Below are 25,931 nucleotides of genomic sequence, written 5' to 3' on the forward strand. Positions count from 1 at the left end.
ACTTTAGTTAAGGTTTTTTTATTTGTGCTGATTAGCCATGTGCTGGTCAGCTTTTTTTAATATGGAAAAGAATTTATTAATATTATCTAAAACTATTGGCAAATCTTTAGGTTTAAAAATGCTGGGCGTTAATTTAATAGCAATCCCCTTTTTCTCATTCGTTTCATAGATTGTCTGCATATTCTCAAATCCTTTGCATATAGTTTTCATATTCTGAATAAGGTATACGAATAGTACGATTATCTATCTTAGCTTTTATTACTCCAGTACGTACTCTTTCGTAAATAGTGCCATAACTTACATTTACTTTTTCAGCAAATTCACTGATTGATAATGGCTTTCTCTCTATATCATTTAAGTTTTGTTGTACCTCTATGACTTCTAAATGTTCTTGCTGAACCTTTTTGGCGATATTAATTAGTTCATCAATCTCTTTATCTAGATTTTCTTTCAAAGTCTCTAAATTTCGGATTTTTATTTCACACTCTAAATTCCAATCAGCCATATACATAATCTCCTTTCAATTATTTGGTTGCTACCCATACATAAGCTATAAATTTTGATACAGCGGTTTCATCAATAACCCACCGCCAAGCGTTCGTTACAATAAAGGGAATAATTAGTAATAGCTAAGCATATGTTAAATATATTTGGTATAATCATCTTTACGAGGAGGTGATTATATTGAAACGTGATTTAGATATAATTAGAAATATTTTGTTATACATTGAAAACGCTGATAATAACCGAATTCGTATATATGATATTTCTGTAAATTTAAATTTGCCTATTGATGTTATAAAGTATCATATCGATTTATTAGCAGATAAAAAATTTATTATCTTACGTGGTTGTGTAACTGTACTATCTCCTGATTATAAGCCTTATGACGCTATACAAATTGTTAGAATGACTTTTGACGGATGCGACTATTTAGAAGCAATAAAAAACGATACTATATGGAACAATGTCAAAAAAGACTTAAAAAGAATTGGTGGTTCTGCTTCTTTAGACATTGTTAAAACATTAGCCGTTAATATTGGTCTAAAAATTTTACAAGAATAAACTCAACCTAAAGACTTATCAGAATTTTGATGTTGACATTTTAACTTTACCAATTCAAGTAATCCTGTAACTTCCCAAAATTCGATTCTATACTTTGCAAAAATCTCTATAATTTCATTAGCAATAGGTTCATATATAATTTGCCGTTCTTCAAGTTGCCGCTTGAGTTCGGCATTTTCTTTTTTTAATTCTTCATAAGATTTGTTCACGTTATCACCTCCTTAGTATCCTAGAATTTTTCTACTCCACCATTTAACTTGTATTTCACGCATGAAATCTGGCATTTTACCAGTCTTCATAGCTTCAGCTAATTCTTCGGCATCTTTTTTGATTTTTGTTATTCTGTTTTGTACTGCATTTTCTAAATCACTTGCAATCTCAAATGGGTCTTTATTCAAGTTTCTGCCAAAATGAACAGCTGCTAAAGCGTAATGTCTAGGAAAAAATTTATCCAAATCATGATGTAGTCGGTTTGATGCTTCACACATAGCATATAAATCTACAGCTCGTTTATATGAAGCTTCTTGAATTAATTTATATTGTTCTAGCCATGAATTTTCTTCATTTGAATTTAACATTTAATCACCTTTTATCGTTTTTTGTCACTTAAAGTGACAATATTATTTAAAAAAAATAGACGTTATTGATTTTTTATAGTAATTAGATAATCGTATTTTTATTTCATCTCTAGGAATACGTTCGCCAATTTCATACATAGTTAAAGCAGATACACTTATACCACAAGCTTCTGCGACGTCTTTTCTCGTTTTATTTAAATTATTTCTCAATTGTAATAAACGCTGGCCTATTACTTTAGCGTCAATCATTTTGAGGTCACCTCCTTGTCACGTTTCGTGATAACTAGAGTATAGTACATTCTTTTATTTTTGTCAACACCTTTTGTGACATTTTTCTTGTTTTTCATCACGTAACGTGATAGTATAATATAAAAAAGGTGATTAAATGGAATTTAAAGATATATTAAAAAGTTTACGAACTGAAAAAGGCTTGTCTCAAACTGATTTGGCTAAAATAACAGGATTAACACGTAGTGCTATTGGAATGTATGAAGTGGGTAAACGTGAACCTAATTTTGAAACACTAGAAATATTAGCAGATTTTTTTAATGTGGATATGAATACACTATTAGGAAAAAATTCTATAACAAATAAATTAGCTCCTAATGTACACGGACTATATTCTATAAATACGCGAAAGATACCACTACTAGGTAAAATAGCCTGCGGTAAACCTATAATGACTGAAGAATGTTTTGAAGGATATGTACAAGCTGGAACAAATATACGAGTAGATTTTTGTTTAGTAGCTAAAGGTGATAGTATGATAAATGCACGTATTTATGATGGTGACATTGTTTTCATCAGACAACAACCAGAAGTAGAAAATGGAGAAATAGCAGCCATTTTAATTGATGGTGGTGTTACTTTAAAACGTGTATACTATTATGATACAAGTATTGAACTTAGAGCAGAAAATCCAAAGTATCGTCCAATGATATTTAAAAAAGATGAATACCACCAATTTAAAATATTAGGGAAGGCGATTGCTTTTCAAGCAGATATTGTTTAAATTTTGAGGTGTTTAAGATATGCCGACTATAGGCGAAAATATAAAAAAAGCTCGCAAGCAAGCAAATTTGACACAAATGGAACTAGCAAAAATTACAAATCTATCTCGTTCGTATATTGGAGATATTGAAAAAGATAGATATAATCCTAGCCTTTCTACCTTAAAAGCTATTGCTAAAGCTACAAATCAACCACTAAATTTTTTTATATCTAATCAGTCTAATACACCGGCTAAAGGTATCAAAATTCCTGTATTAGGTCGTGTTGTTGCAGGCATCCCTGTTGAAGCTATCACTGACATAATAGATTACGAAGAAATCACCGAAGAACTTGCTCGCACCGGAGATTTTTTTGCGCTGCAAGTAAAAGGCGAGAGCATGGCTCCCCGCATTCGAGAAAATGATGTCGTAATAGTCCGGAAACAGTCAACAGTAGAAAACAAAGAAGTCGCTATTGTTTTAGTAAACGGCAATGAAGCTACTATCAAAGAAGTTCAATTTCAGGAAAACGGTATTACTTTGATAGGCTGGAATCCAGCAGTATATACACCTCATTTTTATAGTGCCAAAGACATCGAAACGTTGCCTGTTCAGATTATAGGCAAAGTTATTGAACTTCGTGGGAAATTCTAAGGAGATACCAAATGGATGCAAATCAGAAATTAACAAATACGCTGTATTTTAATACTTTATCTGATACGTTAACTAATATAAATGACCTTTTAAATTACGGCAAAAAACTCTTAAATGATGTTGTTTCATCTTCAAAAATAACAAAAGAAGCTGACAAAGTTTTAATATTATGGCTCCGAGATGTTGTAGAATTGATACATGGTTTATTATGTCTTTACCAAGGTCAATCTTTTAATAATTGTAAGGTTTTAGTTAGGTCTTTATTTGAACATTATTTGAATTTTAAATATGTTTTTAAAGACGATAAAAATATAGATATAAAATTACGCTCATATAGATACTTTCAATTAATGATAATTTTAAATGATTATAATAATATGTTAAGAAATCCTGTATATCCATCTAAGAATTTTAATTTAACCACCATGAAAAGAGATTATCCATTATATGAAGCAGATATGAAGCAAATTAAACAGGAAATCACTTCGGAACTATATTCAGATTTATATAACGATGTTACAAAGAACTTCAAATATCAACCTAACAAAGCATACAGACAATTATTTGATAAAAATCCTATTCAGTGGTATACATTAACCAATCCAAGTATTAAATCTATATCAAGATTGGCTAATTATCTTGATGAAAAAGATTTATATATTGTTTTTTATAAATCATATTCAAAAATTATTCATGCAGGGAACGCCTTAAACGGTTTAATGTTGAATGCAAATAGTATAAAGTTAAAAAATTTTAATCAGCCGGAAGAAATGATGACATCTCTTTGCTTTATGATAGCGTTAATAACTAAAATTTATAGTTTATATATGAAATATTTTTCACTAGTAGATAAAAATTATAGCGATAAATATTCTACTATAAATGAAGATTTAAGTAATATTTTGACTCGTTGGAATATGATAGAACAAATTATGACTAGTTAATAACACAATAGCCACGATAGTATCGTGGCTCAAAATCTACACCATGAGCATAAACTCCGACAAAATCGAACATATAGCCAATACCTTCGCCGTAGAGTTATTATTGCCCGATACATATTTAAAAGAAAACGCTGATACCAGTATCTACGATTTAGCTAGAATAAAAGGTATTCCAGCGAAGTTTATAAACTTGAAACTGAAAAATTAACTATATTAGGAGTGATAGCGTGGAAAAATATACAGCTGGATTTTCAGGGACCTTAACTTTAAAGGAATATCCAAGCGAACAAAGTGCCAATGCTTTATTTACATGCATGCGAGATATTCGTTTTTTAAAAGATATATTAAAGCGAAAGAAAATATATCCTCGATATTATAAAGAAGACATTGAATACTTACATTTGCCTGGTCTTTCAGGAATAGCATATCCTATGAAATGTTTTTGCGATATATTTTTAAATAAATTAGAAAAACATATGGATAAATATGGTGAATACGGCATTGCCTTAACAAAAGAATGGGGATTAACTAATAAAATCCAGCCGATACAATATATAAATGAAAATTCTTTTTTGTATACGAGCATACAAAAATTATATGAAAATAGACATGACCCTAACAATAAACTTGATTATCAAGATTTATTCCATAATATTTTAGGATTTATAAAACCTATATCCGGTAAAATGCCCAAAGATGATGGTGTTGTTACTAAAAATTTTCATGATGAAAAAGAATGGCGTTATATTCCAGAAATTAGTCCTAGAGCAAGAAATTACTTTCCTTTTATTGAAGAGTCATATATTATAGATAATAGTACATTCCTTAATCAAAAATCAAACGAATTTTTCATTAAAGACAAATACGGTTTAAAAATAACAGATAAGGATATTAAATATATAATAATTTCTAAAGAGGAAGAGCGCGAACCTTTTATTGATTTTATCTTAAAAGAATGTCGTTTTAGTCGAAAGGAAAAATATAATCTAATTTCTAAGTTGATTATATTTAATGAAATGAAAGGAGATTGGTAATATGTTGCCGACTGCGGTTAAAATAAAAGATTTACCTAATACTCTAAATGAAATACCTAATAATGTTTATTTATCTAAAGAAAACCACAAAAAAATACATGGTCGCTTAAAAAAAACAGGAAACACTTTTGAAATTTCTATAGATGATGCTTTTAGTTTTAAGTTTAACTTAAAATCTAAAAATAATATAGATTATACATTTTCTATTCATCCAGAAAAAATGGATAATATTTCCGATGTTATTCATGTTTTAAAACTAGCTAAAGGTTTGTCTTCGGGATCTATATTTATAAATGATATAAAACTTGTAGATTTCAAAATAAATCCTATAAAGAAAAAAGATATAGAAACACTTTCTATGTTAATAAATTACTGGGAAAGAATGGAGCACATCGCAAAACAACTAAAAAAATATAGCAATATTGTATTATCACCAAAAGATATAGTTGAAAATAGTGATAAAGATATATTTAACTTTGAGATACTAAATAGAAGCTTAGTTGATGAAAAGCCATACAAATTAAATAACCCATTAATAGACGGCTTTTCTTTAACAGTAAGTAATGCCATAGATGTTTCTAAAATAGAAGATAAGACTCCTTCTTTTACATTTTTAAGAAAAGAAACCTTATGTTTTGCAGGTAAAAAGTTTACAATATATATTACTACTGGCATTTTTAAAGTTATCATTTCAGAGATAATCCCTATGCAAAAAAATAATGATGATACATCTACATATTATTTTAAAATAAGTTCCAAAAATAAAAAAATAGATGTATCTGAAAGAATTTTTTTAGACGAACATCTTGCTCAAGATTACTTAAATAATGAACATACTATAGAAGAATTATCAAAAGCAACTATTTTATAGAAAAAATAAAGACACTAACTAAAAGTTAGTGTCTCATACATAGTAATAGCTAGGCATAGTGAAAGGGGAAAACTATGGCTAGAATACATGAACGCCTTACAAAGACAAAAGGCAAAACATATTGGTTCATTATAGATGTTGGTAGAGATGATACAGGAAAACGTATCCGTATCAAACGCTGTGGCTTTACTAAAAAAAGCGATGCTAAAAAAGCAATGGCAGAAATAGAGTCCCAATATTATGCGGGAAAGGTATTTGCTAAACCTAAAGATATAACATTTGCCTATTATGTTCAAGAAATTTGGTTTAAAGAATATCAACATTATACTAAGATATCTACACAAAAGGGCATACAATATCTATTAAAAGCATTAATATCATTCTGGGGGCAAGATGTTAAATTAAAACATATTACCTCTCTAAATATTCAAGCATATATACAAAATATGCTTGATATGGGTAAAAAACGTAAAACTATTACAAAAAACTTATCCTATATAAAAATGATATTTAAACATGCTTTAAAAAATAATATTATCACTAATAATCCTTGTGAAAATATTGATTTACCTAAAATGACTTTAGTCGAAAAAACTAAACTGCTACAACAAAAACCTAAACCATTATATCTAGAAAAAGAAGATTTACTCACTTTCTTAAATGAAGCTAAAAATGATGCATATGCATATCCATATTATTATATGGTATTTTTTCTAATCTATACTGGTGCTAGATTAGGCGAGGTATGTGCTATGGAATGGGATAATTTTAATACAAAAAATAAGACTATAAAAATTACCCAAAACATCTATGGTTGCAGTCAAAAAAATTATTATGTACAAACTCCAAAAACTAAAAATAGTATTAGAGAAATTTCTATTTCACAATCTTTTATAGATGTGATGAAAGAATGGCGATTAATACAAAATAAACAAAAAATAAAAAATGCAAATAATTGGGATAGAACATATAATTTTATATTTACTTCTCGATATTATCCTGGAAAACCAATTTTAACCTGTAATCTATATGGCTTCATAAAAAAGATAGCCAAAAAAATCGGGTTAAGTTGGATCCATCCACATACATTCCGCCATACCCACACATCATTATTAGCAGCGGCAGGTGAATCATTAGAAGTAATACAAGATCGGTTAGGGCATACCAATGACTCTACAACACGTCAAATTTATTTGCATATTACTAAAAGCAGAAAAGTAGATGCTGCTTCAAAATTTGATGCATATTTAAATTCATAAAGAGATGGTACCAAAATGGTACCTCTCATATATTTTCAAAATAACAAAAAGTCAAATCTCTAATAACAAAAGCTCTATAAAGCCTTATAAAATAAGTAAAAAAAATAGTCAAAAAGTCAAAAATAATTATTGACATTTTGACTAATTCGAGTATAATAATAATTGTAAGGACGTTAAGAGATACAAAAGATAAGAAGTATCCCTTAAGATACTTACAAAATCTAAATTTTAATCTTATAATTTTACTAATAACAATAAATAAAAGTTAAATACGGACTTGATAGTCCGTTTAATTCAAAACAAATTTTGACTTTTTGACTTTATTTATTGCTCTATACATGGAGGTTGTTATTTATGTTCGGTTTAGTTCCATTTGCAAAAAATATTGCTAAAAGTGATGATGATTTCAATAAATTATTCGATGTTTTCAATGAACCTTTCTTTCATGAACCATTTGCAAAAATGAATTCTTATGTAAAATCCTTTAAAGTCGATGTAAAAGATACTGATAATGCTTACGAACTCACTGCTGAATTACCAGGTATCGCCAAAGAAAATATTTCTCTTGACTACAATAAAGGTTATTTAACAATTAAAACAACTACTACAAAATCCACAGAAGAAAAACCTGCTGAAAATGCTGATGATAAAAACGAAAAACCTCAAGAAAAATATATTCGCCGTGAACGTTATGTAGGTGAAATGCAACGTTCTTTTTACATTGATGATATTGATGAAAAAAATATCAAAGCGTCTTACCAAGATGGTATCTTGACTGTAGTTTTACCAAAAATTACTAAAGAAGAAGCTACAACTCAAATCAATATTGACTAATTTCTTTTTAATAAAATTTGACTTTTAAACTTTTAGGAGGCATTTATTATGTTTGGTTTAATTCCTACATTTACAAATAATCTCGCAACTAATGATAATTCTTTCAAATCTATTTTTGATGTTTTCAATGAACCATTTTTCCAAAACGCATTTGCTCCAGTAAATTCCATGTTCAACGCATTCAAAGTTGATGTAAAAGATACAGATAATGCTTATGAACTCACTGCTGAATTACCAGGAGTAAAAAAAGAAAATATTGCTCTTGATTATCAAAATGGTTATTTAACTATCAAAGCTACAATGCAAAATGAACAAAATCAGAATGAAGAAAGTAACTATATTCATCAAGAACGCTATTATGGCACAATGCAACGTTCATTCTATGTAGGTCAGATAGATAAAGCTAACGCTAAAGCTGAATATACTGACGGTGTTTTAAAAATGACATTGCCAAAACTTCAACCACAATCAACAACTACTCAAATTGATATAGATTAATATAAATTTATCCTTCCTCCTGCAACTCCTTTAAAATTAAATACTTTATAAATTAAAGATAGCCTTTATACTTGAGAACTTATCTATTCTTAGTATAAAGGCTATTTTTATTATTTACTTATGATATTTAATAATTCATATCATTTTTTGGCTCTTATTCTAAATAAAAGTTGATTTTCTTCCTTATTTTTAGCATATCTATCTTCATTTGAAATATATCCTATTTTATATAAATAATCACCTAATCGTTTATTTTCATCATTTATAGGTAAATATATATTATGTCTTTTTTCTCTATTCGATAATTCTTTATACTCACCATCCATTTTTGCGAAAAGATTTTTTAATTCTTCAGCATTAAATAAATCTAAATGCCTTACTAATAACGCTAATTTTAGTTCATTACTTATTTTATCAAATATAATTTTAAATAAGTCTTTTGTCAAAGTAATATTCATATTAAAAATTGCTATTATTAGATTTTTATTTATATAATCTTTACCATAATAATTTACTATTTTTTGACAGAATACTTTATCTGTTTTCGCCATCAAATTATTAAATATATCTTCATCAATTTGAAATACTTCCATATTATCGATAAAACTATCCTTACTTGATAATATGTACAATGTTGCCATTTCTACAGATATATCTTTTATTTTATCAAAACATTGTTTATTTAAAAGTATATATTTATTTTGTATCAAAATTTTAAGTTTTTCTTGGTTCATTGAAGCAAAGTCAAATTCTAAATCACTAAAAATAAGTCTTAAATACGATATATATTTTTCAAAAATATTATTATCTATATCACTAAATGATAAATCTTTTATAAACTTTTCTTCAACGAAACTTCTATCACTATTTAAGATTGCATCACATTCTGTAGATAGAAAATCTATTAATACCTCATCTAATCCATTTTTTGAAAATTGTTTCCAATATTGAATAACATTATCAAAACTAGCATTGATTTTTCTATGTTTTAGTAATAATAACCAATATTTATTTTCACAAACGGATATATTTTCTAACTTAAAATTTTCATGTACTATAATTTTTTCTACTAAATCCATATCATCGCTACATTTATTTATCAAATCTAAGATATATTTTTCATCATCACAGTTATTATCATTACTCAATATAACTTCTTTTACATATTCTTCAATATTATCGGAAACATCATCTATTAAACAATCATATCTAGAAGTCATTATCATTGTATAGCATTTTTTACTTAAATCACGTTCTGCTATTTCACTATTTTTGTATACAAGAATAATATCTATCATATATTTATTGATATCGTAATACTTATTATCAAATACAAAATCCAAAAGTTCTTTATCAACTCCCGCTATATTTAACTTATAAAAGTGTATTTCTAATTTCTCGATTATCTTTTCTAAATAACTAATATTTACATCTTTAAGTTGTATCAATATGTCTTCATTTTCTTCAAAAAATTGTTCAAATGCTTCATCTTTATTCAAATTAAGTAATTCTTCTACTTTTAGACTTTCACATAAACATTTAAAATATTCTATTTGTCTATTATATGTTAATGCTGCTTTTTCAGTTAAAAAACTCCACATGTTTTCCCATTTTAAAGCCAATAAGTTTATAAATTTCTTTCTGTTATTAGTCGTCCTTACAAAAGCATCTATAAAAGACCAACTTTCTTTTTCTTCATCTGATAATTGTTGTATAAAATTATCTAATTTATTTTTATCAATCTCTTTACTACTATTTAATAATAAATACTCTAATAAATAAAAATTATAAACTTCTTTTTGTTTAAAATCTCTTATATTTAATCTATCAACTACACCTCTTAACCTAGTCAATTTATAATCAAATGACTGAACCTCTCTATTTCTTATGTTAAGAATAAAGTTCATATCATCTTTTGTTATACTATCTCCTTTAAAATAGTTAATATATATACTATAATCTTCATCAATATAGCCATATCTTAACATAAAAACTAAGACCTTATTACTTCTAACATTATCAGATAGAACTTCTTTAACATCATTTCTATCAATTAATTCTTTTAAAGATAATATTGATATATCTTGTAACTGTTCATTTAACTCTTCTAAATCATGATGTATACCATCCATTTTTTTATCTTCTAATAATTTTAAAGCTTTCCATCGTCTACAATAATCTATATATTTTTTCTTCATTTTATTAGAATCTATTCCTTCTTTATTAATAGAATACCCAGAAGGATAACAAATATAATAACTACTACCTTCTTTATAGATATTTTCAAAATTAAAATTATCATCTAGTATTTGTTTTATAGAAAATTCTTTTGAATTATGATATGGTTCACGTCTCCCTATTGCAGAAATTGTTATTTCCCAATTAGCTAAATAACCACAAAAAGCATATTTTAATTCTTTAGTACTCTTTAAACAATCTTCTTTTACTAATATAATTTGTTCTTCTAATTGATTTATACTTTCTCTAATTTTTTCAACATCTTTTTCTATAAATGATTGTTTATTTTTAAAAGCTTGCTTAACAATACTTTCATCTTGTTCATTTTGAAGTTCAGCAAAATCTTTTGGATATAAGTTTTTAAATATTATCAGTGATAACATCTTTTCATCTACAAGTTTTATGCTATCTGAATCTTTTAATGTTCTTTTATAAATCTTAAATTCATTAAAAATATTATATAAAACTCGCATATCTGATACGAATGGTGCTATATCTTTTATATATTCTTCTGATATATTATATTCAGCATTATTTTCAAATTCTTTCAAAAAAACATCTTCTGAATTACTTTCATTAATTATTGGAACGATAGGTATAATATAATCAAAAAATTTAGTGCGTTCTTCTTTATTATGGAATAATTCATCTTTTACTGCATAAACAAATTTTACGGGTTTCTCTAAGCCTTCGTAATTATTTATGATAAAATTCAAATCCCTTAACTCTATGAATATATCATTGTTTTCTAGTCTATCTAAATCCTCAAAAAATACAACTTCATATCCTGTTGCTTCAAAAAAATATAAAAATTCATCTATATTCTTATTAAAAATAGATTTTTCATCAATCGCTTCATTTCCAAGAGTAGCATTAGAAAATAATTTTATTTCTTTCAATTTTAATTTAATCATACCCTGTTTTATTATAATAGTAAGTATTATCATTTCTAATAATACTAAGCATGGTATTATTACATATGACCAAAATTCAGGGATACCTAAATCAATAAAAAAATTAATACAATTAATCACTTTTTCCTTTAAAACATCTGGAAAAAATAATACACTTCCAATTAAACAAAATATATTAACGCAAAAAGTCCATATAAAAATGTACATATAGCTCATTTTTTCTATCTTATTATATCTACTTTGTGGCAACATATTCTTTTTTACTTTATAAAAAAATTGTTTTAATATTACATTTTCTATTTTTTCTAAAGGTATCTCTTCATTCTTTTTATCCTCTTGAGAATTTCCTTCGTTACTATTAAAAGTCGCCATGGATATAAATGTATATTTTAAACTAGGATGCTTTTTTACATATATTTTTATAACGCTACTTTTTCCAGCTCCATAAGGTGCAGTAATGGCTATATTTCTAATTTCTTCATCATTGATAGCTTGATCTAAAGCATTAATATATTCTTCACCATTTTCCATGTTATCTATTGGTGTTAATTTTTTATAATCATTACGCTCTGCACAAATACATCTTTTTAAATAATCAATATAATATTCTATTCGACTTTCAAACCAAACTAATTTTTTTATTACAAATTTTATAAATTTCTCTCTCGTAATAAAACCTTCTTTCTAAACAAACTTAGTAAATTTTAATAATTTTAATATAAGATATTTTGATTATAAAAATACTCTATGATATAATAAAAAAGAGAGATAGCCTGATTGTGGTAGGTCAGCACCTCTCTCTTAGAAAATTCAATTCGTTAAGAAGGCTGTTCCCGCCGTTTCGGAACGGTCTTTTTTTCGTTTATAAACTAATTATTTATAATCTGAAAAAGCGTAGCAATCAAATTTATAATACTTATCACTAACGATAATTTTTCATAAGTCGTCATGCTAACACCTCCCTAACGAGAGGTGTCCGACATCAAGCTATCCCATGACTTCAATTATATCATATCTTTAATTTAAATAATATTATCTATAAATCAATAATTATTTTAAACTTTATATTCTATAACTTTTAAAATAAAACTTAACAACATAGTAAACCAAAAATACCTTTAGAGTTGACTATATCTTTTTATTTTCTTATAATCATATCAAAACATACTTTATAAAATTCAATTTTATAAATATATAAGGAGATAATTTTATGTCATCATCATCATTAACAACAAAAACCCTATCAAAAATGGCTGTTTGCGTAGCTATCATCTGCATATCAGCTTACATATCTTTCCCTATCACTGCTGTTCCTTTTACTTGCCTTACTTTAGCTATGTTATTATCAGCATTTTTATCCACACCAAAAGAAACATTAATCATCATGATTGTCTATACGCTAATCGGTGCTATCGGTCTTCCTGTATTTTCTGGTGGTGCAGGTGGTTTCAACTGTTTATTTTCCCCAACTGGTGGTTATCTTTGGGGCTTTATCGTCAGCTATCCTATCGCTAGTTATCTGAAAGGAAATAAAAACTCCTTCAAAAACTTCTTTTTAGCAGGACTTGCTGTCATTCCTATCACTTATATTTTTGGTGTAGCTATGCTTTGCTTCATTATGAAACTTTCCATTTTAGAAGGCATCACCATTGGTGCTTTACCTTTCATTCCTGGTGATATCATCAAAACTTTAATTGCCAGCTACGTTGCTGTTCGTTTGCGCAAAAATTTATTTTATTAATCGAGGAATATATATGATAAACAATAATTTTTTACAAGAAGGTATTTCACCTTCTTATTTTTTTCAATATGTTGATACCTTAACTAATCTAAACTTACATTCACTTGTAATCTATAAAGATAATAAATTACTCTCCAAAGTTCATATTGCCCCCTATAATGAACATGAAAAACAAATTTTATTTTCTGTGAGCAAATCCTTTACAGCAGTTGCCATGATGTTTGCTCTCCAAGATAAATTATTTACATTAGATACCACAATTTATTCACTTTTAAAACACAAATTAAATTTTGAACCTACAGAAGATATTAAAAGCATCACCATACATCATTTATTATCCATGACTTATGGCTTCATCGACAAAGAAATTCAAGATTTTTATCTAAAAGATGATTGGATTAATGAAGCATTTTCTTTAAAATTACAGACAAAGCCTGGCACTTCCTTCTTTTATAATAATCGTTGCCCATTTTTATGTAGTGCCATCATTCAAGAATTAACTGGCAATAATCTTTTGACTTATCTACAAGAAAAACTCTTTTCTCATTTAAATATAACCAATATAAGTTGGGAAAAAAATACTCAAAACTACGATAAAGGCTCGTGGGGTTTAAGCTTGACCACAGAAGATTTAGCTAAATTCGGTCAATTTATACTCAATAAAGGCTCATGGAATAATAAACAATTACTAGCCCCAGAATATATTGAAAAATTACTCACAGTATATATAAATACCGATGATAAAGCTTTTCCAGATAGCAAATTAGGATACGGCTATTATTTTTGGAAATGCCAACCTGAAAAAGCCTTTCGCTGTGCTGGTCTTTTCGGGCAATATTGCATTATCTTGCCCAAAGAAAATATGGTCATAGCTATAACTAGCAATGCTGAAAACGAACAAAAACAAGCTATTTTATCTGCTACATGGAAATTCTTAACCCAAATAAAAAAAGATAATAAATCCTCTACTCAAGATTTATCATCTTTAAATAACTATCTTTCTAAACTCCATTTACCATATTTACCTAATGACAATTCCATTACTCCCGAAATCTTTCAGCAAGAATTTAAGTTCTCTCACAATCCTCTAAATTTAAATTCTATTTCTTTCTCCCAAATTGCCCCTGATTGCATCAGAATTAATATTACCTTAAACACTAGAAAATATAATTTGTTAGCTAAACTAAACGCTTGGCAAAAGAATAATACTAATTTCGAAAATGATAACTTTGATTCTTGTACAACTATTTTCTATGAAAGCCCTTACGCCAACTATGGCTGGCAAAATAATAAACTAAATTTAAAATTAGTTTATAACCAAGGCATTTTCATTGATATCCTAGAATTTAACTACTACAACCACCAACTATACCTACATTACAACCCCACTCCATCTTTCATCATCAGAACAAAACCCCATTACCTCATATCCAACCCCATAAAATAACAAAAAGGCTAGAGTATAGATTGCTCTAGCCTTTAATTTACACACTACAAAAATACAATACCTAACCATTTCCACATTAGCGGGCTTTTACGGTAACTGAAAGCTATTGGCAAAAATAAAATCACGACTACATTTTTAATTCATCATAATACCAAACTACTTCCACATTATAAATTTAGTGGTAACCATAGATTATTGAAAATAACTTTGTTAAATACCAACAATACCTAACCATTCTCGCATTAGCAGACTTTTACAGTAACTGAAAACTATTGGCAAAAATAAAATCACGACTACATTTTTAATTCATCATAATACCAAACTACTTCCGCATTATAAATTTTAGTGGTAACCATAGATTATTAAAAATAAATTTTTAAATATCAATAATACCTAACCATTCCCGCATTAGCAGACTTTTACGGTAGCTGAAAGCTATTGGCAAAAATAAAATTATGACTACGTTTTTTATTCATTATAATACCAAACTATTTCCGCATTATAAATTTTAGTGGTAACCGTAGGTTATTGAAAATAATTATTGCTGAATACGGTTTTAGTCTGAATGTTTGAGCGTAGCGAGTTTCTAAGCGTTGTATGAAGCAATAATTATTTTCAAAACTAAAAATTTATCTGCGGTGGTTTTCTTTGGTTCGTTTCTTTGCCATCAAAGAAATGAACATATCTTATTTATATCATTTGCTTTTCATTGCATTTTTAACGCATAATTCTTTTTTAATATCCCATAATTTTTGAGATAAATCTACATAATAACGATGTGGATTTTCAAAGCGTTTTACTTCATCCCATAAAGTTTCCACTTCTTTTTGACAATATGCTTTTATTTCTTCTATAGATGGGCTTTCATATACACATTCACCATTTTTAAAGATAGGAACTTGTAATTCTCTAGCAGTGAAATTAGTGAGAGTTTTTTGTTTCCATGTAGCATTTGGATCAAAAATAGTATGTTCTTTTGTTGTATCAATTGTTTCATCATATAAGCAAAGTTCATCAGCGATAGCTTTACCAGTTTCTTTATCATACAAACGATATACTTTTTTGAAATGTGGGTTTGTTATTTTAGAGATATTTTCGCTGAGTTTAATTTTTGGTGTAATTTCACCATTTTCATTTTCAATAGCTACTAATTTATATACACCGCCAAATACAGGTGCAGATTTTGAAGTAATCATTCTTTCACCTACACCAAATACATCTACTTTAGCACCTTGCATTAATAAATCACGGATTAAATGTTCGTCTAAAGCATTAGATGCTACGATTTTACAATTTGTAAGACCTGCTTCATCAAGCATTTTTCTAGCTTGTTTAGATAAATAAGAAATATCCCCAGAGTCCAAACGAATTGCAAAATTAGTAATACCTTGTGGCACAAGCATTTCTTTGAATACGCGAATAGCATTTGGTACACCACTTTTTAAAGTATTATAAGTGTCTACTAATAATACTGCATTATGAGGATAAATTTCACAATAAGCTCTAAATGCTTCATATTCAGAATCAAACATCTGTACCCAAGCATGAGCCATAGTACCACTAGCTGGCACTTGATAAAGTTCATCAGTAAGTGTGCAAGCTGTTCCAGCACAACCGCCGATATATGCAGCTCTAGCACCTTTTACCGCACCATCTGCACCTTGAGCACGACGAGAACCAAATTCTAATACAGGTCTACCTTGAGCAGCTCTTACTATGCGATTTGCTTTTGTAGCAATAAGAGATTGATGATTTAAAGTCAATAAAATAAAAGTTTCTAAAATCTGTGCTTCAATAGCAGGAGCTTTGATAGTCATAATTGGTTCACGAGGGAAAATACAAGTTCCTTCAGGAACAGCATAAATATCCCCTGTAAATTTAAAGTCAGCTAGATATTCTAAGAAATCTTCACTGAACATATTTTTAGAACGAAAATATTCAATATCTCCTTTATCAAAATGTAAATCTTTTATATATTCTATTACTTGTTGTAAGCCAGCTGCTATAGCAAAACCACCATCATCAGGAATATTACGGAAAAATACATCAAAATACACATTTTTTTTATGTAAATTATTTTTTAGATAGCCATTTCCCATTGTAAATTCATAAAAATCACATAACATGGCTAAATTTTCATTTTTTGAATTCATAAAGAACTTCCTTTCAAATTTATAACAAAAATATTATAAATCCCTCTCTATTATTAATATACTTCATTTCTTTTTACAAAAATAAAAGTTATATTCCTTAATATTATATAGCAAGCTGTATTTATTTTCTACTCTTTAAATAAAAATAATCTGATTTTTACAAATACATCAATATAAATAAAAAAGAATTCCGTAATATTATAGAATTCTCTCTTATTTTCTCATATTTATTAAATATTATTTAATATTTTTAGCTTATCTAGCAAAAACACATTTGCCATTAATATAAGTTTTATTAACTTTTACCAAATGCGAGCGTAAAGCCCCTAAATTTATTTATGGGGATATAAGCTCGCTAAAAAACAATGATTCGATATCATTGTTTTTTATTGTATTATATTTTTAATAGTTATATAATACTTTTATGAAATATAAATCAAATAATAATATAGTATATTCTTGTAAATATCATGTAGTATTTTGTCCTAAATATCGTAGAAAAGTGTTGAACAATGGTGTTGATGAACGATTAAAGGAGTTGATTAATAATATTTGTCAGGAGCTTCACGTCGATTTAATCGAGATGGAAGTAATGCCAGACCATGTTCATTTGATTTTAGAAGTTGATCCACAATTTGGTATACATAAAGTTGTTAAACGAATAAAAGGAATATCTTCAAGAATACTTCGAGAAGAATTTTCATGGTTAAAATCAAGGCTACCAACATTGTGGACAAATTCATATTTTGTATCTACAGTTGGTGGAGCATCAATGTCAATTATTAAACAGTATATAGAAAGTCAAAAGCGTTCAGAATAAATAAATGATAAAAAGGCAGATGATTGTAGTGAAAACATATTGTTTTAAACTGTATAAGGCAAAAAGAAATAGAAAACTTCATAAAGTTATTAATATAGCTGGAATTATCTACAATCACTGTATTGCTTTGCATAAAAGATATTATCGTTTATTTAAAAAATCTCTTAATATCTATAAGCTTCAAAAACATTTAACTAAACTTAAGAAAATAGGTAAATTTAGCTATTTTAAAGAAGTAGGTTCGCAAGCTATTCAAGACATAACTCAAAGAATAGACCGTGCTTATAAATTGTTTTTTAGAAATTTAAAACATAAAATTCGTACAGCACCACCATCTTTTAAAAAGATACGAAAATATAAATCATTCACGCTCAAACAAGCTGGTTGGAAGCTTTTAAAGAGTAATATTATAGAAATTAATAAACAAAAATACAAATATTTTAAAAGTAGAGATATTGAAGGAATAGTTAAAACAATAACAATTAAACGTGATACTTTAGGTGATATATATCTTTATTTTGTTTGTGAAACTAACGAGAATAAAGTTTTAGCAAGAACAGGAAAAAGCGTCGGCTATGACTTTGGACTAAAACAGTTTTTAACAGCTTCAGATAATGAAGATATAAAAGCACCTTTATTTTTTAAGCAAAATGCTAATGATATAAAAAAAGCTAATAGAATTTTATCTAGAAAAAAGAAAGTTTCAAATCATCGTAGATTAGCAAAAATAGCTCTTGCTAGATTGTATAAGAAAATATCTAATCAACGTAAAGATTTTCATTTTAAATTAGCAAATAAAATTTGTAGTGAATATGCTTTAATCTGCATAGAAGATTTGAATATAAAAGGAATGCAAAAACGTTGGGGTAGAAAAATATCTGACTATGGATTTAGTGAATTTATAAAAATTCTTGAATATAAAGCGAGAGAAATTGGCTCAATAGTGCAAAAGATAGATAGATACTATCCAAGTTCGCAAATTTGCCATGTTTGTGGTACAAAAAATCCTGAAACTAAAAATTTGGCAGTTCGTGAGTGGATTTGCGCAAAGTGCAAAACCAGCCACGATAGAGATAGAAATGCTGCTATAAATATATGGAAGGTTGGGGCATCAACCTTCTTTGGAGAGATATAGTAAGACCTGCTATTTTAGTAGGCAAGTATCGTTTGTATCCAAGAATCCCCTGCCTTTAGGCATGGGGAGTATGTCAACTACAGAAGCTAAAGCCATCATAGGAAATAAAATTCCTGTAAGTGCTAAACCAATAATTGCCCAGCCAACTTGTTCACCTGATACTAAACCTATAATTGGTGGAAAAATCAAATTACCTGAACCAAAAAAGATGGCAAACATCGCAAAACCCATAACTAAAATATCTTTTTTCATATTTTTCTTCATCTATCGACCACTCCTCTTTTAAATTTTATTAATTAATTGCATTTATCTTACATCTTTATCGTATAATTATACCAAAGTTATTTATATTGTCAATGATACACTTAATATAATAAATACTCTATATTTTTTCTTTTTGTAATATATATTTGTATTTAAAATTTCATTTTTCATAACAAAATCAAGATTTTAAAACAAAAACCAAAATCATTTTTTTCAATCATCAAAAATCTAAAATAAAAATTTATGTTAAAGTTCATCATACTAATACATCTTATCTGCAAAATTATACTTGCCGTCTTCAAAATCACTAAGTATTGAAGTCCATTTTAGAAAATGATATAATTATTTTATTGTGGATATAGCCACCAGTATTAATTAGCTGGTGGCTATTCTTATCTTAGTTATTTAATTACAATTCAATTTATTTTTAGAAAGGATGTATCTTTTGTTAAATCATAAACAATTATTATATAAAATTTTACCTTATGGCTGTCAGATGAATTTTTCTGATGGTGAACGCTTCGCAGGTCAGTTAGAACGCATGGGCTATAAACCTGCCGAAAAATTAGAAAACGCTGATATTATCATCATCAATACTTGCTGTGTTCGTGAAAGTGCCGAAAAGAAAATTTACGGCAAAATTGGCGAAATCAAACATTTAAAACAACAAAAACCAGATTTAATCTTAGGTATCACTGGTTGTATGGCACAAAAAGATGGTGATGCCATCTTCAAAAAAGCTTCTCATGTAGATTTTGTCCTTGGCACAAATAAAATGTATGATTTACCTGCTGTATTAGAAGAAATTTTTGCTTCTCGTGGTCATATTGTCAAATTAGCTGGCGATTATGATATGCCACCAAATGTAGAACCAGCAGAAAACAACTCTTTATTTGCTTTCGTGCCTATTATGTATGGTTGCAATAATTTCTGTACTTATTGTATCGTTCCTTACGTTCGCGGTCGTGAACGCAGTCGTGCACCGCAAGAAATCGTTGCAGAAATAACAAAACTCGCTCAAAATGGTGTAAAAGAAGTTACTTTACTCGGTCAAAATGTTAATTCCTACGGAAAAGATAGAGATGATGCTGACTTTGCCGATTTACTTGCGATGGTAGATAAAATCGAAGGCATTGAACGTATTCGCTATATGACTTCTCATCCTCGTGATTTAACAGATAAAGTTATCGAAACTATAAAAAATAGCAAGCATATTTGTGAACATTTCCATTTACCAGTTCAATATGGTACTGACAAAATGCTCAAAGCTATGAATCGTGGTTATACTACAGCTTATTATAAAGAACTTGTAGCTAAAATCCGCAATCAATTCCCTGAAGCTAGTTTCACTACTGATTTAATCGTAGGTTTCCCTGGAGAAACAGATGAAGATTTCGCTCAAATGCTCGAATTCTTAAAAGAAATTCGCTATGACGCAGCTTATACATTCTTGTATTCCAAACGTTCTGGTACACCAGCAGCTACTATGGAAAATCAAGTTCCTCAAGGACTCAAAAAAGAACGTCTCCATAAATTAATGGACGCTCAAAATGAAATCAGCTTAGAAATAAATCAATCTTTATTAAATAAAACAGTAGAAGTTATGGTTGAAGGCCCTAGTAAAACAGATCCTAATGTCTATACAGGTCATACTCGTACAAATAAAATTATACTTTGGGATCATAAAGATGAACAAATCGGCGATTTAGTACAAGTAAAAATCACACATCCACAGACATGGGTATTAAAAGGTGAATTGGAGGCGTAAATTTTGAAACTCACTCCAATGATGCAACAGTATCAAGCTGTAAAAAATGCACACCCAGACCAAATATTATTCTTTCGTCTAGGTGATTTTTATGAAATGTTTTTGGACGATGCTATACTCGTTTCCAAAGAATTAGAACTCACATTAACTAAAAGAAGTACAGCAGGTGATGGCATTCCTATGTGTGGAGTGCCTTATCATGCTGCTGAATCTTATATCAATAAATTAGTAAATAAAGGCTATAAAGTAGCTATTTGTGAACAAATCGGCGACCCTAAAGCAAAGGGACTTACAAAACGTGAAGTCATCAAAATCATCACTCCTGGTACAGTGATGAACGAATCAGCCTTAACTAGCAGTAAAAATAATTATATAACTTTAATCTATGAAGAAAATCATGCTATTTATCTAGCTGGTGCTGATATCTCCACTGGAGAATGTTTTTATAGTATTTATGATGGCCCTGACCGTTGCCAATTATTATTTGACGAACTTTATCGCTTGATGATGCCAGAATTATTATTAATTAAGCCTTTTTCTTATGAAGGTGAATTAAAAAATTTCTTATCTCTCCGTTTAAATAATTGCTTAGTTAATGAATTAACTGAAATCACATCACAAGTCGAAGACCTCATGCTACAACATTTTGATGTGCATAATCGCCCAGATAATAAAATCGCTCACAAGGCAATCGCTACTTTACTTGAATATTTACATGAAACAGTAAAAACAGATTTAACTCATCTAAATAAATTAACTTATTTAGACTCTTCAAAATCTCTATTTATTGATACGTATACTTTGCGCAACTTAGAAATAACTCGCAATCTTCGCGATGGTGGCAAAAAAGATACATTATATGATGTTTTAGACTTCACCAAAACAGCTATGGGTAGCCGTCTTTTACGTAAATGGCTAGAATATCCATTACTTAGCCCTAAAAAGATAAATGACCGCTTAGATGCTGTAGCTAATCTTGTATCTAATTTTTCCTTGCGTAATAATCTTCGTGAACAATTAAAAGAAATCTATGACTTTGAAAGATTATTGACTCGTATGGAAGTCGGCACAGCTAATGCCCGCGATATGAATGCCCTAAAATCTTCATTATATGTATTGCCTGCCATAAAAAAATCCTTATCTAAAGCCACTGCTAAATTATTAGCAAACATTCATCAAAAGATTTCTACTTATGATGATTTAGTAGTTTTAATCGATAAAGCAATTGTTGAAGACCCTAGCTTTTCTATCCGTGAAGGTGGCTTCATCAAAGATGGTTACAATCAAGAATTAGATGAATATCGCAATATCGCTAAAAACAGTAAACGTCTTTTACAGCAAATGGAAGAAGACGAAAAAAATAAAACTGGTATCAAATCTTTAAAAATCGGTTATAACAAAGTATTTGGCTATTATATCGAAGTCCGCCATAGCTCCACAGAGATGGTACCTGAAAATTATATTCGTAAACAGACTTTAGCCAATGCTGAACGCTATATCACACCAGAACTCAAAGAATTTGAAACTAAAATTCTCGGTGCACAAGAAAAAATTGTTCAATTAGAATATAACCTCTTTACAGAACTTCGCGATATCTTAAAAACCCAAATAAGCTCTATTCAAAATACTGCTCATGAAATAGCTATTTTAGACGTTTTAGTAAGCTTAGCTCAAGCAGGTGATGAATATAATTACATTCGTCCAAAATTATTAGATGATGGCACTATCCATATCAAAGATGGAAGACATCCTCTTGTTGAACGCATTTTAAATCGAGATTTATTCGTGCCAAATGATACCCATTTGGATAATGCTCAAAATGAAATCATGATTATCACTGGCCCTAACATGGCTGGTAAATCAACATATATGCGACAATCTGCTCTACTCACATTGATGACACAAGTAGGTTCTTTCATACCTGCTCGTGAAGCTTCCATTTCCCCTGTGGATAAAATTTTTACACGTATAGGTGCTAGCGACGATTTAGTCAGCGGACAAAGTACTTTCATGGTAGAAATGAATGAAGTATCTCATATTCTAAAATACGCTACAAATAAAAGTCTTGTCATTTTAGATGAAATTGGACGCGGTACAAGTACGTACGATGGTATGAGTATTGCTCGTGCTGTTATTGAACATATACGCGACCATATTGGAGCTAAAACTCTATTTGCTACGCATTACCATGAACTAACTGACTTAGAAGATGATGTTCATGTAAAAAATTATTGTATTGCCGTAAAAGAAAAAGGCTCTGATGTAACCTTCTTACGTCGCATTATTCGCGGTAGTGCTGATAAATCATATGGTATTCATGTTGCTAAATTAGCTGGATTACCTCAAGAAGTCGTCAAACGTGCGGAAACAATTCTCATTGATTTAGAAAATACAGCTCCGACTAAAGAAAAAACTATTATTTCTAAAGAAATTTCTGACGAAAACAATATAGATACTACACTAAAACAAGATACAGCTATCACAAATGACACTTCCCAAGAAGTAAATTATCTTCAAGATAATCAAGATGATACTGAAATAGCTGATTATCAAGAAAAAACACCAACTTTAACTGCTAGTCCAACTAAAAAATTGAAATTCATGCAAGTAGCAGAAATGCCAACTTTATTCGGCGTAAGCATAAGCACTCAATTAAAAGAATTAGATTTAATGAGTATGACACCACTAGACGCCATGAATAAATTATACGAATTGCAACAACAGGCAAAACAAGAGGAGTGATATTATGACCTCTATTCATATTTTAGATGATATCACTGTCGATAAAATAGCAGCTGGTGAAGTTGTCGAGCGACCAGCTTCTGTAATTAAAGAACTTGTAGAAAATTCCATAGATGCTCATGCGGATAAAATCGAAGTAGAAATCTTAGCTGGTGGAACATCTTTTATGCGAGTTACAGATAATGGCGATGGCATGGATAATCAAAATGCTAGATTAGCTATCTTGCGTCATGCTACTAGTAAAATCAAACAAGTAGATGACTTGATGTCTATAGATACTTTAGGTTTCCGTGGAGAAGCCTTGCCATCTATCGCTGCTGTATCAAGATTTAATTTGATTACACGTCGCCCTCAAGATGATTTAGGCACTACTATAAAATTAACAGGTGGTCACATTGATGAAATTGAAGATATGGGTTGTAATATCGGTACTACTATCAAAGTAGAAGATTTATTTTTCAATGTACCTGCTCGTAAAAAATTTCTCAAAACCACTACCACAGAAGCAAATAAAATAAATGATTTTATCATAAAATTAGCTTTATCTAAACCTAATATTGCTTTTAAATTGATTAATAATAATAAAATAGCTATCACTACCCCAGGCAATGGCTCTCTATATGATGCTATTGAATGTATCTATGGTACTAAAGTCAGCGAAGAATTATTGCCCATCGAAGCGATAACTGACGATATCAAAGTAACAGGCTTCATTTCTAAACCTGCTATTATCCGCAGTTCTCGCTCTTGGCAAACATTCGTCATCAATGGTCGCGTGGTCAATAGTAGAATTATTTCCAAAGCAATCGACAATGCTTACCATTCATTACTGCCAAAATCTGGATATCCATTTGTTATTTTAAATATCGAAATCAATAAACGAACCATTGATATCAATGTACATCCTCAAAAAGCGGAAATAAAATTTGAAGATGAATCCTTATTATTCAAGACTATATACCATGCCGTCTTAGAAGCTGTAAAACCTAATGATAATCAAGCTTTAAGTGATTTTGCTATTCCGGTAACAGATAAAGCATTGCATATTGAAAAAACAGTGCCTGAACAAATCAATATGGATTTATCAGAAAATATGCCATCTACTTCTGCAAATTCATTTAAACAAAATTCAATTAACCATATATCATCATTAAAAAATAATACAACTCCTTCAACAACAGATTTAAATAAATTTCGCCAAGCAAGAGAAACACTTCACCCTAATTTATCTAATCATCACAGCAATACTATTCAAGAAACCGCCATTCAAGATTACCAAACAAATACTACCACAAAGCCTCAAACAGATATAAATATTTCATCTAAAGAAAACTTAACAAATTGTCAAAATTCTACTCAACTATTAAAAGAAGCTGTCAACCTAACTCCAATTGGGCAAATTGATGATTGCTTCATTGTTGCTCAAGGCCCTAATGGAGGAATGTACATCATTGACCAACATGCAGCACATGAACGCATTTTATACGATAAATTTGCTAAACAAACTGAGCGAATCCCTGTTCAACCATTATTAATGCATTTATTTTTAGATGTAAATAATAGTGAATTAACTCTAATCGAAGAAAATCAACAAATTTTATATGATTTAGGCTTTAACGTGGAATTAGCAGGACAAAATCAAATCCGTTTAAAAGAAGTTCCCGCTGATATAAAACCGCAAGAAAGTGAAGATATTTTCCGCGAAATTTTAATTTCACTTTCTCAGTTGCACACACCTACTCCTCAAGAAATCCGTCATTCTTGCTTAGCTATGACAGCTTGCAAAGCAGCTATCAAAGCAGGCGATGTCTTAAATATCACACAGATGAAGATAATCTTAAATGAACTTGCTCAAACAACTTTACCATACACTTGCCCACACGGCAGACCAACTATTATAAAATTTAGTACTTATGATTTGGAAAAGATGTTTAAACGAGTACAATAATAAAAAAAGAAAAAGATAGGCAAATTTGTCTATCT

The 25,931-nt window shown here is 29.0% G+C and carries 25 protein-coding genes; 17 read left to right on the forward strand and 8 right to left on the reverse strand.

Annotated features, from left to right (window positions below; genetic code table 11):
- Positions 1 to 18: 18 nt before the first annotated feature.
- A complete protein-coding gene (locus GXM21_RS07505; RefSeq protein WP_008537622.1) occupies positions 19 to 180 on the reverse strand; it encodes a hypothetical protein in 162 nt (53 codons plus the stop codon).
- Between the two features lie 4 nt (positions 181 to 184).
- Positions 185 to 505: a helix-turn-helix domain-containing protein gene (locus GXM21_RS07510; protein WP_008537621.1), complete on the reverse strand. Its 321-nt coding sequence runs from the start codon at positions 503 to 505 to the stop codon at positions 185 to 187.
- 179 nt (positions 506 to 684) lie between these two features.
- On the opposite strand from GXM21_RS07510, the gene GXM21_RS07515 reads away from it, so the two are divergent.
- The gene (locus GXM21_RS07515; RefSeq protein ID WP_008537620.1) at positions 685 to 1,065 is read left to right on the forward strand and encodes a DUF2513 domain-containing protein; all 381 of its coding nucleotides are present in this window, start codon (positions 685 to 687) and stop codon (positions 1,063 to 1,065) included.
- A gap of 2 nt (positions 1,066 to 1,067) precedes the next feature.
- Here the strand turns inward: GXM21_RS07515 and GXM21_RS07520 are convergent, their stop codons facing one another.
- From GXM21_RS07520 to GXM21_RS07530, 3 genes are read right to left on the reverse strand one after another with little or no spacing between them, the layout of a single operon-like run.
- The gene (locus GXM21_RS07520; RefSeq protein ID WP_008537619.1) at positions 1,068 to 1,274 is read right to left on the reverse strand and encodes a hypothetical protein; all 207 of its coding nucleotides are present in this window, start codon (positions 1,272 to 1,274) and stop codon (positions 1,068 to 1,070) included.
- A gap of 12 nt (positions 1,275 to 1,286) precedes the next feature.
- Positions 1,287 to 1,643: a hypothetical protein gene (locus GXM21_RS07525; RefSeq protein WP_008537618.1), complete on the reverse strand. Its 357-nt coding sequence runs from the start codon at positions 1,641 to 1,643 to the stop codon at positions 1,287 to 1,289.
- Positions 1,644 to 1,685: 42 nt separating this feature from the next.
- Positions 1,686 to 1,892, reverse strand: coding sequence for a helix-turn-helix transcriptional regulator (locus tag GXM21_RS07530; RefSeq protein WP_008537617.1), 207 nt, complete (start codon positions 1,890 to 1,892; stop codon positions 1,686 to 1,688).
- A gap of 136 nt (positions 1,893 to 2,028) precedes the next feature.
- On the opposite strand from GXM21_RS07530, the gene GXM21_RS07535 reads away from it, so the two are divergent.
- The 9 genes from GXM21_RS07535 to GXM21_RS07570 all read left to right on the forward strand — a co-directional run bounded on the left by GXM21_RS07535 (position 2,029) and on the right by GXM21_RS07570 (position 8,726).
- Complete coding sequence (locus GXM21_RS07535) at positions 2,029 to 2,655, forward strand: LexA family protein (protein WP_008537616.1); 627 nt, start codon at positions 2,029 to 2,031, stop codon at positions 2,653 to 2,655.
- A 19-nt stretch (positions 2,656 to 2,674) separates the two neighbouring features.
- Positions 2,675 to 3,286 carry a type II toxin-antitoxin system RelB family anti-toxin gene (locus GXM21_RS13035; protein WP_008537615.1) on the forward strand — a complete coding sequence of 204 codons (612 nt, stop codon included), beginning with the start codon at positions 2,675 to 2,677 and terminating at the stop codon, positions 3,284 to 3,286.
- Positions 3,287 to 3,297: 11 nt separating this feature from the next.
- Positions 3,298 to 4,230, forward strand: coding sequence for a DUF5677 domain-containing protein (locus GXM21_RS07545; protein WP_008537614.1), 933 nt, complete (start codon positions 3,298 to 3,300; stop codon positions 4,228 to 4,230).
- Between the two features lie 43 nt (positions 4,231 to 4,273).
- Entirely contained in the window at positions 4,274 to 4,438 is a 165-nt protein-coding gene (locus GXM21_RS13230) for an ImmA/IrrE family metallo-endopeptidase (RefSeq protein ID WP_420919718.1), read from the forward strand.
- A 19-nt stretch (positions 4,439 to 4,457) separates the two neighbouring features.
- Positions 4,458 to 5,264 (forward strand): abortive infection system antitoxin AbiGi family protein, encoded by an 807-nt coding sequence (locus GXM21_RS07550; protein ID WP_008537612.1) that lies wholly within the window; start codon positions 4,458 to 4,460, stop codon positions 5,262 to 5,264.
- 1 nt (position 5,265) lies between these two features.
- Positions 5,266 to 6,135 carry a hypothetical protein gene (locus tag GXM21_RS07555; protein WP_008537611.1) on the forward strand — a complete coding sequence of 290 codons (870 nt, stop codon included), beginning with the start codon at positions 5,266 to 5,268 and terminating at the stop codon, positions 6,133 to 6,135.
- A 74-nt stretch (positions 6,136 to 6,209) separates the two neighbouring features.
- Positions 6,210 to 7,394, forward strand: coding sequence for a site-specific integrase (locus tag GXM21_RS07560; protein WP_008537610.1), 1,185 nt, complete (start codon positions 6,210 to 6,212; stop codon positions 7,392 to 7,394).
- Positions 7,395 to 7,748: 354 nt separating this feature from the next.
- Entirely contained in the window at positions 7,749 to 8,228 is a 480-nt protein-coding gene (locus tag GXM21_RS07565) for an Hsp20/alpha crystallin family protein (RefSeq protein WP_008537609.1), read from the forward strand.
- 48 nt (positions 8,229 to 8,276) lie between these two features.
- Positions 8,277 to 8,726 (forward strand): Hsp20/alpha crystallin family protein, encoded by a 450-nt coding sequence (locus GXM21_RS07570; protein ID WP_008537608.1) that lies wholly within the window; start codon positions 8,277 to 8,279, stop codon positions 8,724 to 8,726.
- A gap of 140 nt (positions 8,727 to 8,866) precedes the next feature.
- Here GXM21_RS07570 and GXM21_RS07575 read toward each other — a convergent pair whose 3' ends face one another.
- Positions 8,867 to 12,409 (reverse strand): YobI family P-loop NTPase, encoded by a 3,543-nt coding sequence (locus GXM21_RS07575; protein ID WP_008537607.1) that lies wholly within the window; start codon positions 12,407 to 12,409, stop codon positions 8,867 to 8,869.
- 679 nt (positions 12,410 to 13,088) lie between these two features.
- Here GXM21_RS07575 and GXM21_RS07580 point away from each other — a divergent pair.
- A complete protein-coding gene (locus GXM21_RS07580; protein WP_008537606.1) occupies positions 13,089 to 13,619 on the forward strand; it encodes a biotin transporter BioY in 531 nt (176 codons plus the stop codon).
- Positions 13,620 to 13,632: 13 nt separating this feature from the next.
- Positions 13,633 to 15,066, forward strand: a complete 1,434-nt coding sequence (locus GXM21_RS07585) for a serine hydrolase domain-containing protein (protein WP_008537605.1) — start codon at positions 13,633 to 13,635, stop codon at positions 15,064 to 15,066.
- A gap of 695 nt (positions 15,067 to 15,761) precedes the next feature.
- Here the strand turns inward: GXM21_RS07585 and GXM21_RS07590 are convergent.
- Positions 15,762 to 17,219: a nicotinate phosphoribosyltransferase gene (locus GXM21_RS07590; RefSeq protein WP_008537604.1), complete on the reverse strand. Its 1,458-nt coding sequence runs from the start codon at positions 17,217 to 17,219 to the stop codon at positions 15,762 to 15,764.
- Positions 17,220 to 17,643: 424 nt separating this feature from the next.
- On the opposite strand from GXM21_RS07590, the gene tnpA reads away from it, so the two are divergent.
- Together tnpA and GXM21_RS07600 are read left to right on the forward strand one after the other, a co-directional pair.
- The gene (tnpA, locus tag GXM21_RS07595) at positions 17,644 to 18,039 is read left to right on the forward strand and encodes an IS200/IS605 family transposase (RefSeq protein WP_163604696.1); all 396 of its coding nucleotides are present in this window, start codon (positions 17,644 to 17,646) and stop codon (positions 18,037 to 18,039) included.
- Positions 18,040 to 18,058: 19 nt separating this feature from the next.
- On the forward strand, positions 18,059 to 19,174 hold the full coding sequence (locus GXM21_RS07600; RefSeq protein WP_249068200.1) for an RNA-guided endonuclease InsQ/TnpB family protein: 1,116 nt from the start codon (positions 18,059 to 18,061) through the stop codon (positions 19,172 to 19,174).
- A gap of 9 nt (positions 19,175 to 19,183) precedes the next feature.
- Here GXM21_RS07600 and GXM21_RS07605 read toward each other — a convergent pair whose 3' ends face one another.
- Positions 19,184 to 19,438, reverse strand: coding sequence for a branched-chain amino acid transport system II carrier protein (locus GXM21_RS07605; protein WP_075555423.1), 255 nt, complete (start codon positions 19,436 to 19,438; stop codon positions 19,184 to 19,186).
- A 436-nt stretch (positions 19,439 to 19,874) separates the two neighbouring features.
- Between GXM21_RS07605 and miaB the strand changes: the two genes are divergently transcribed.
- From miaB to mutL, 3 genes are read left to right on the forward strand one after another with little or no spacing between them, the layout of a single operon-like run.
- Positions 19,875 to 21,206 carry a tRNA (N6-isopentenyl adenosine(37)-C2)-methylthiotransferase MiaB gene (gene miaB / locus GXM21_RS07610; RefSeq protein WP_208854420.1) on the forward strand — a complete coding sequence of 444 codons (1,332 nt, stop codon included), beginning with the start codon at positions 19,875 to 19,877 and terminating at the stop codon, positions 21,204 to 21,206.
- 3 nt (positions 21,207 to 21,209) lie between these two features.
- A complete protein-coding gene (gene mutS / locus GXM21_RS07615) occupies positions 21,210 to 23,948 on the forward strand; it encodes a DNA mismatch repair protein MutS (protein WP_008537601.1) in 2,739 nt (912 codons plus the stop codon).
- Positions 23,949 to 23,952: 4 nt separating this feature from the next.
- Positions 23,953 to 25,896 carry a DNA mismatch repair endonuclease MutL gene (gene mutL / locus GXM21_RS07620; RefSeq protein ID WP_008537600.1) on the forward strand — a complete coding sequence of 648 codons (1,944 nt, stop codon included), beginning with the start codon at positions 23,953 to 23,955 and terminating at the stop codon, positions 25,894 to 25,896.
- The last annotated feature ends 35 nt before the right edge of the window (positions 25,897 to 25,931 follow it).

The sequence above is a fragment of the Megamonas funiformis genome (genome assembly GCF_010669225.1).
In the GTDB taxonomy this organism is placed as follows: Bacteria; Bacillota; Negativicutes; order Selenomonadales; family Selenomonadaceae; genus Megamonas; species Megamonas funiformis.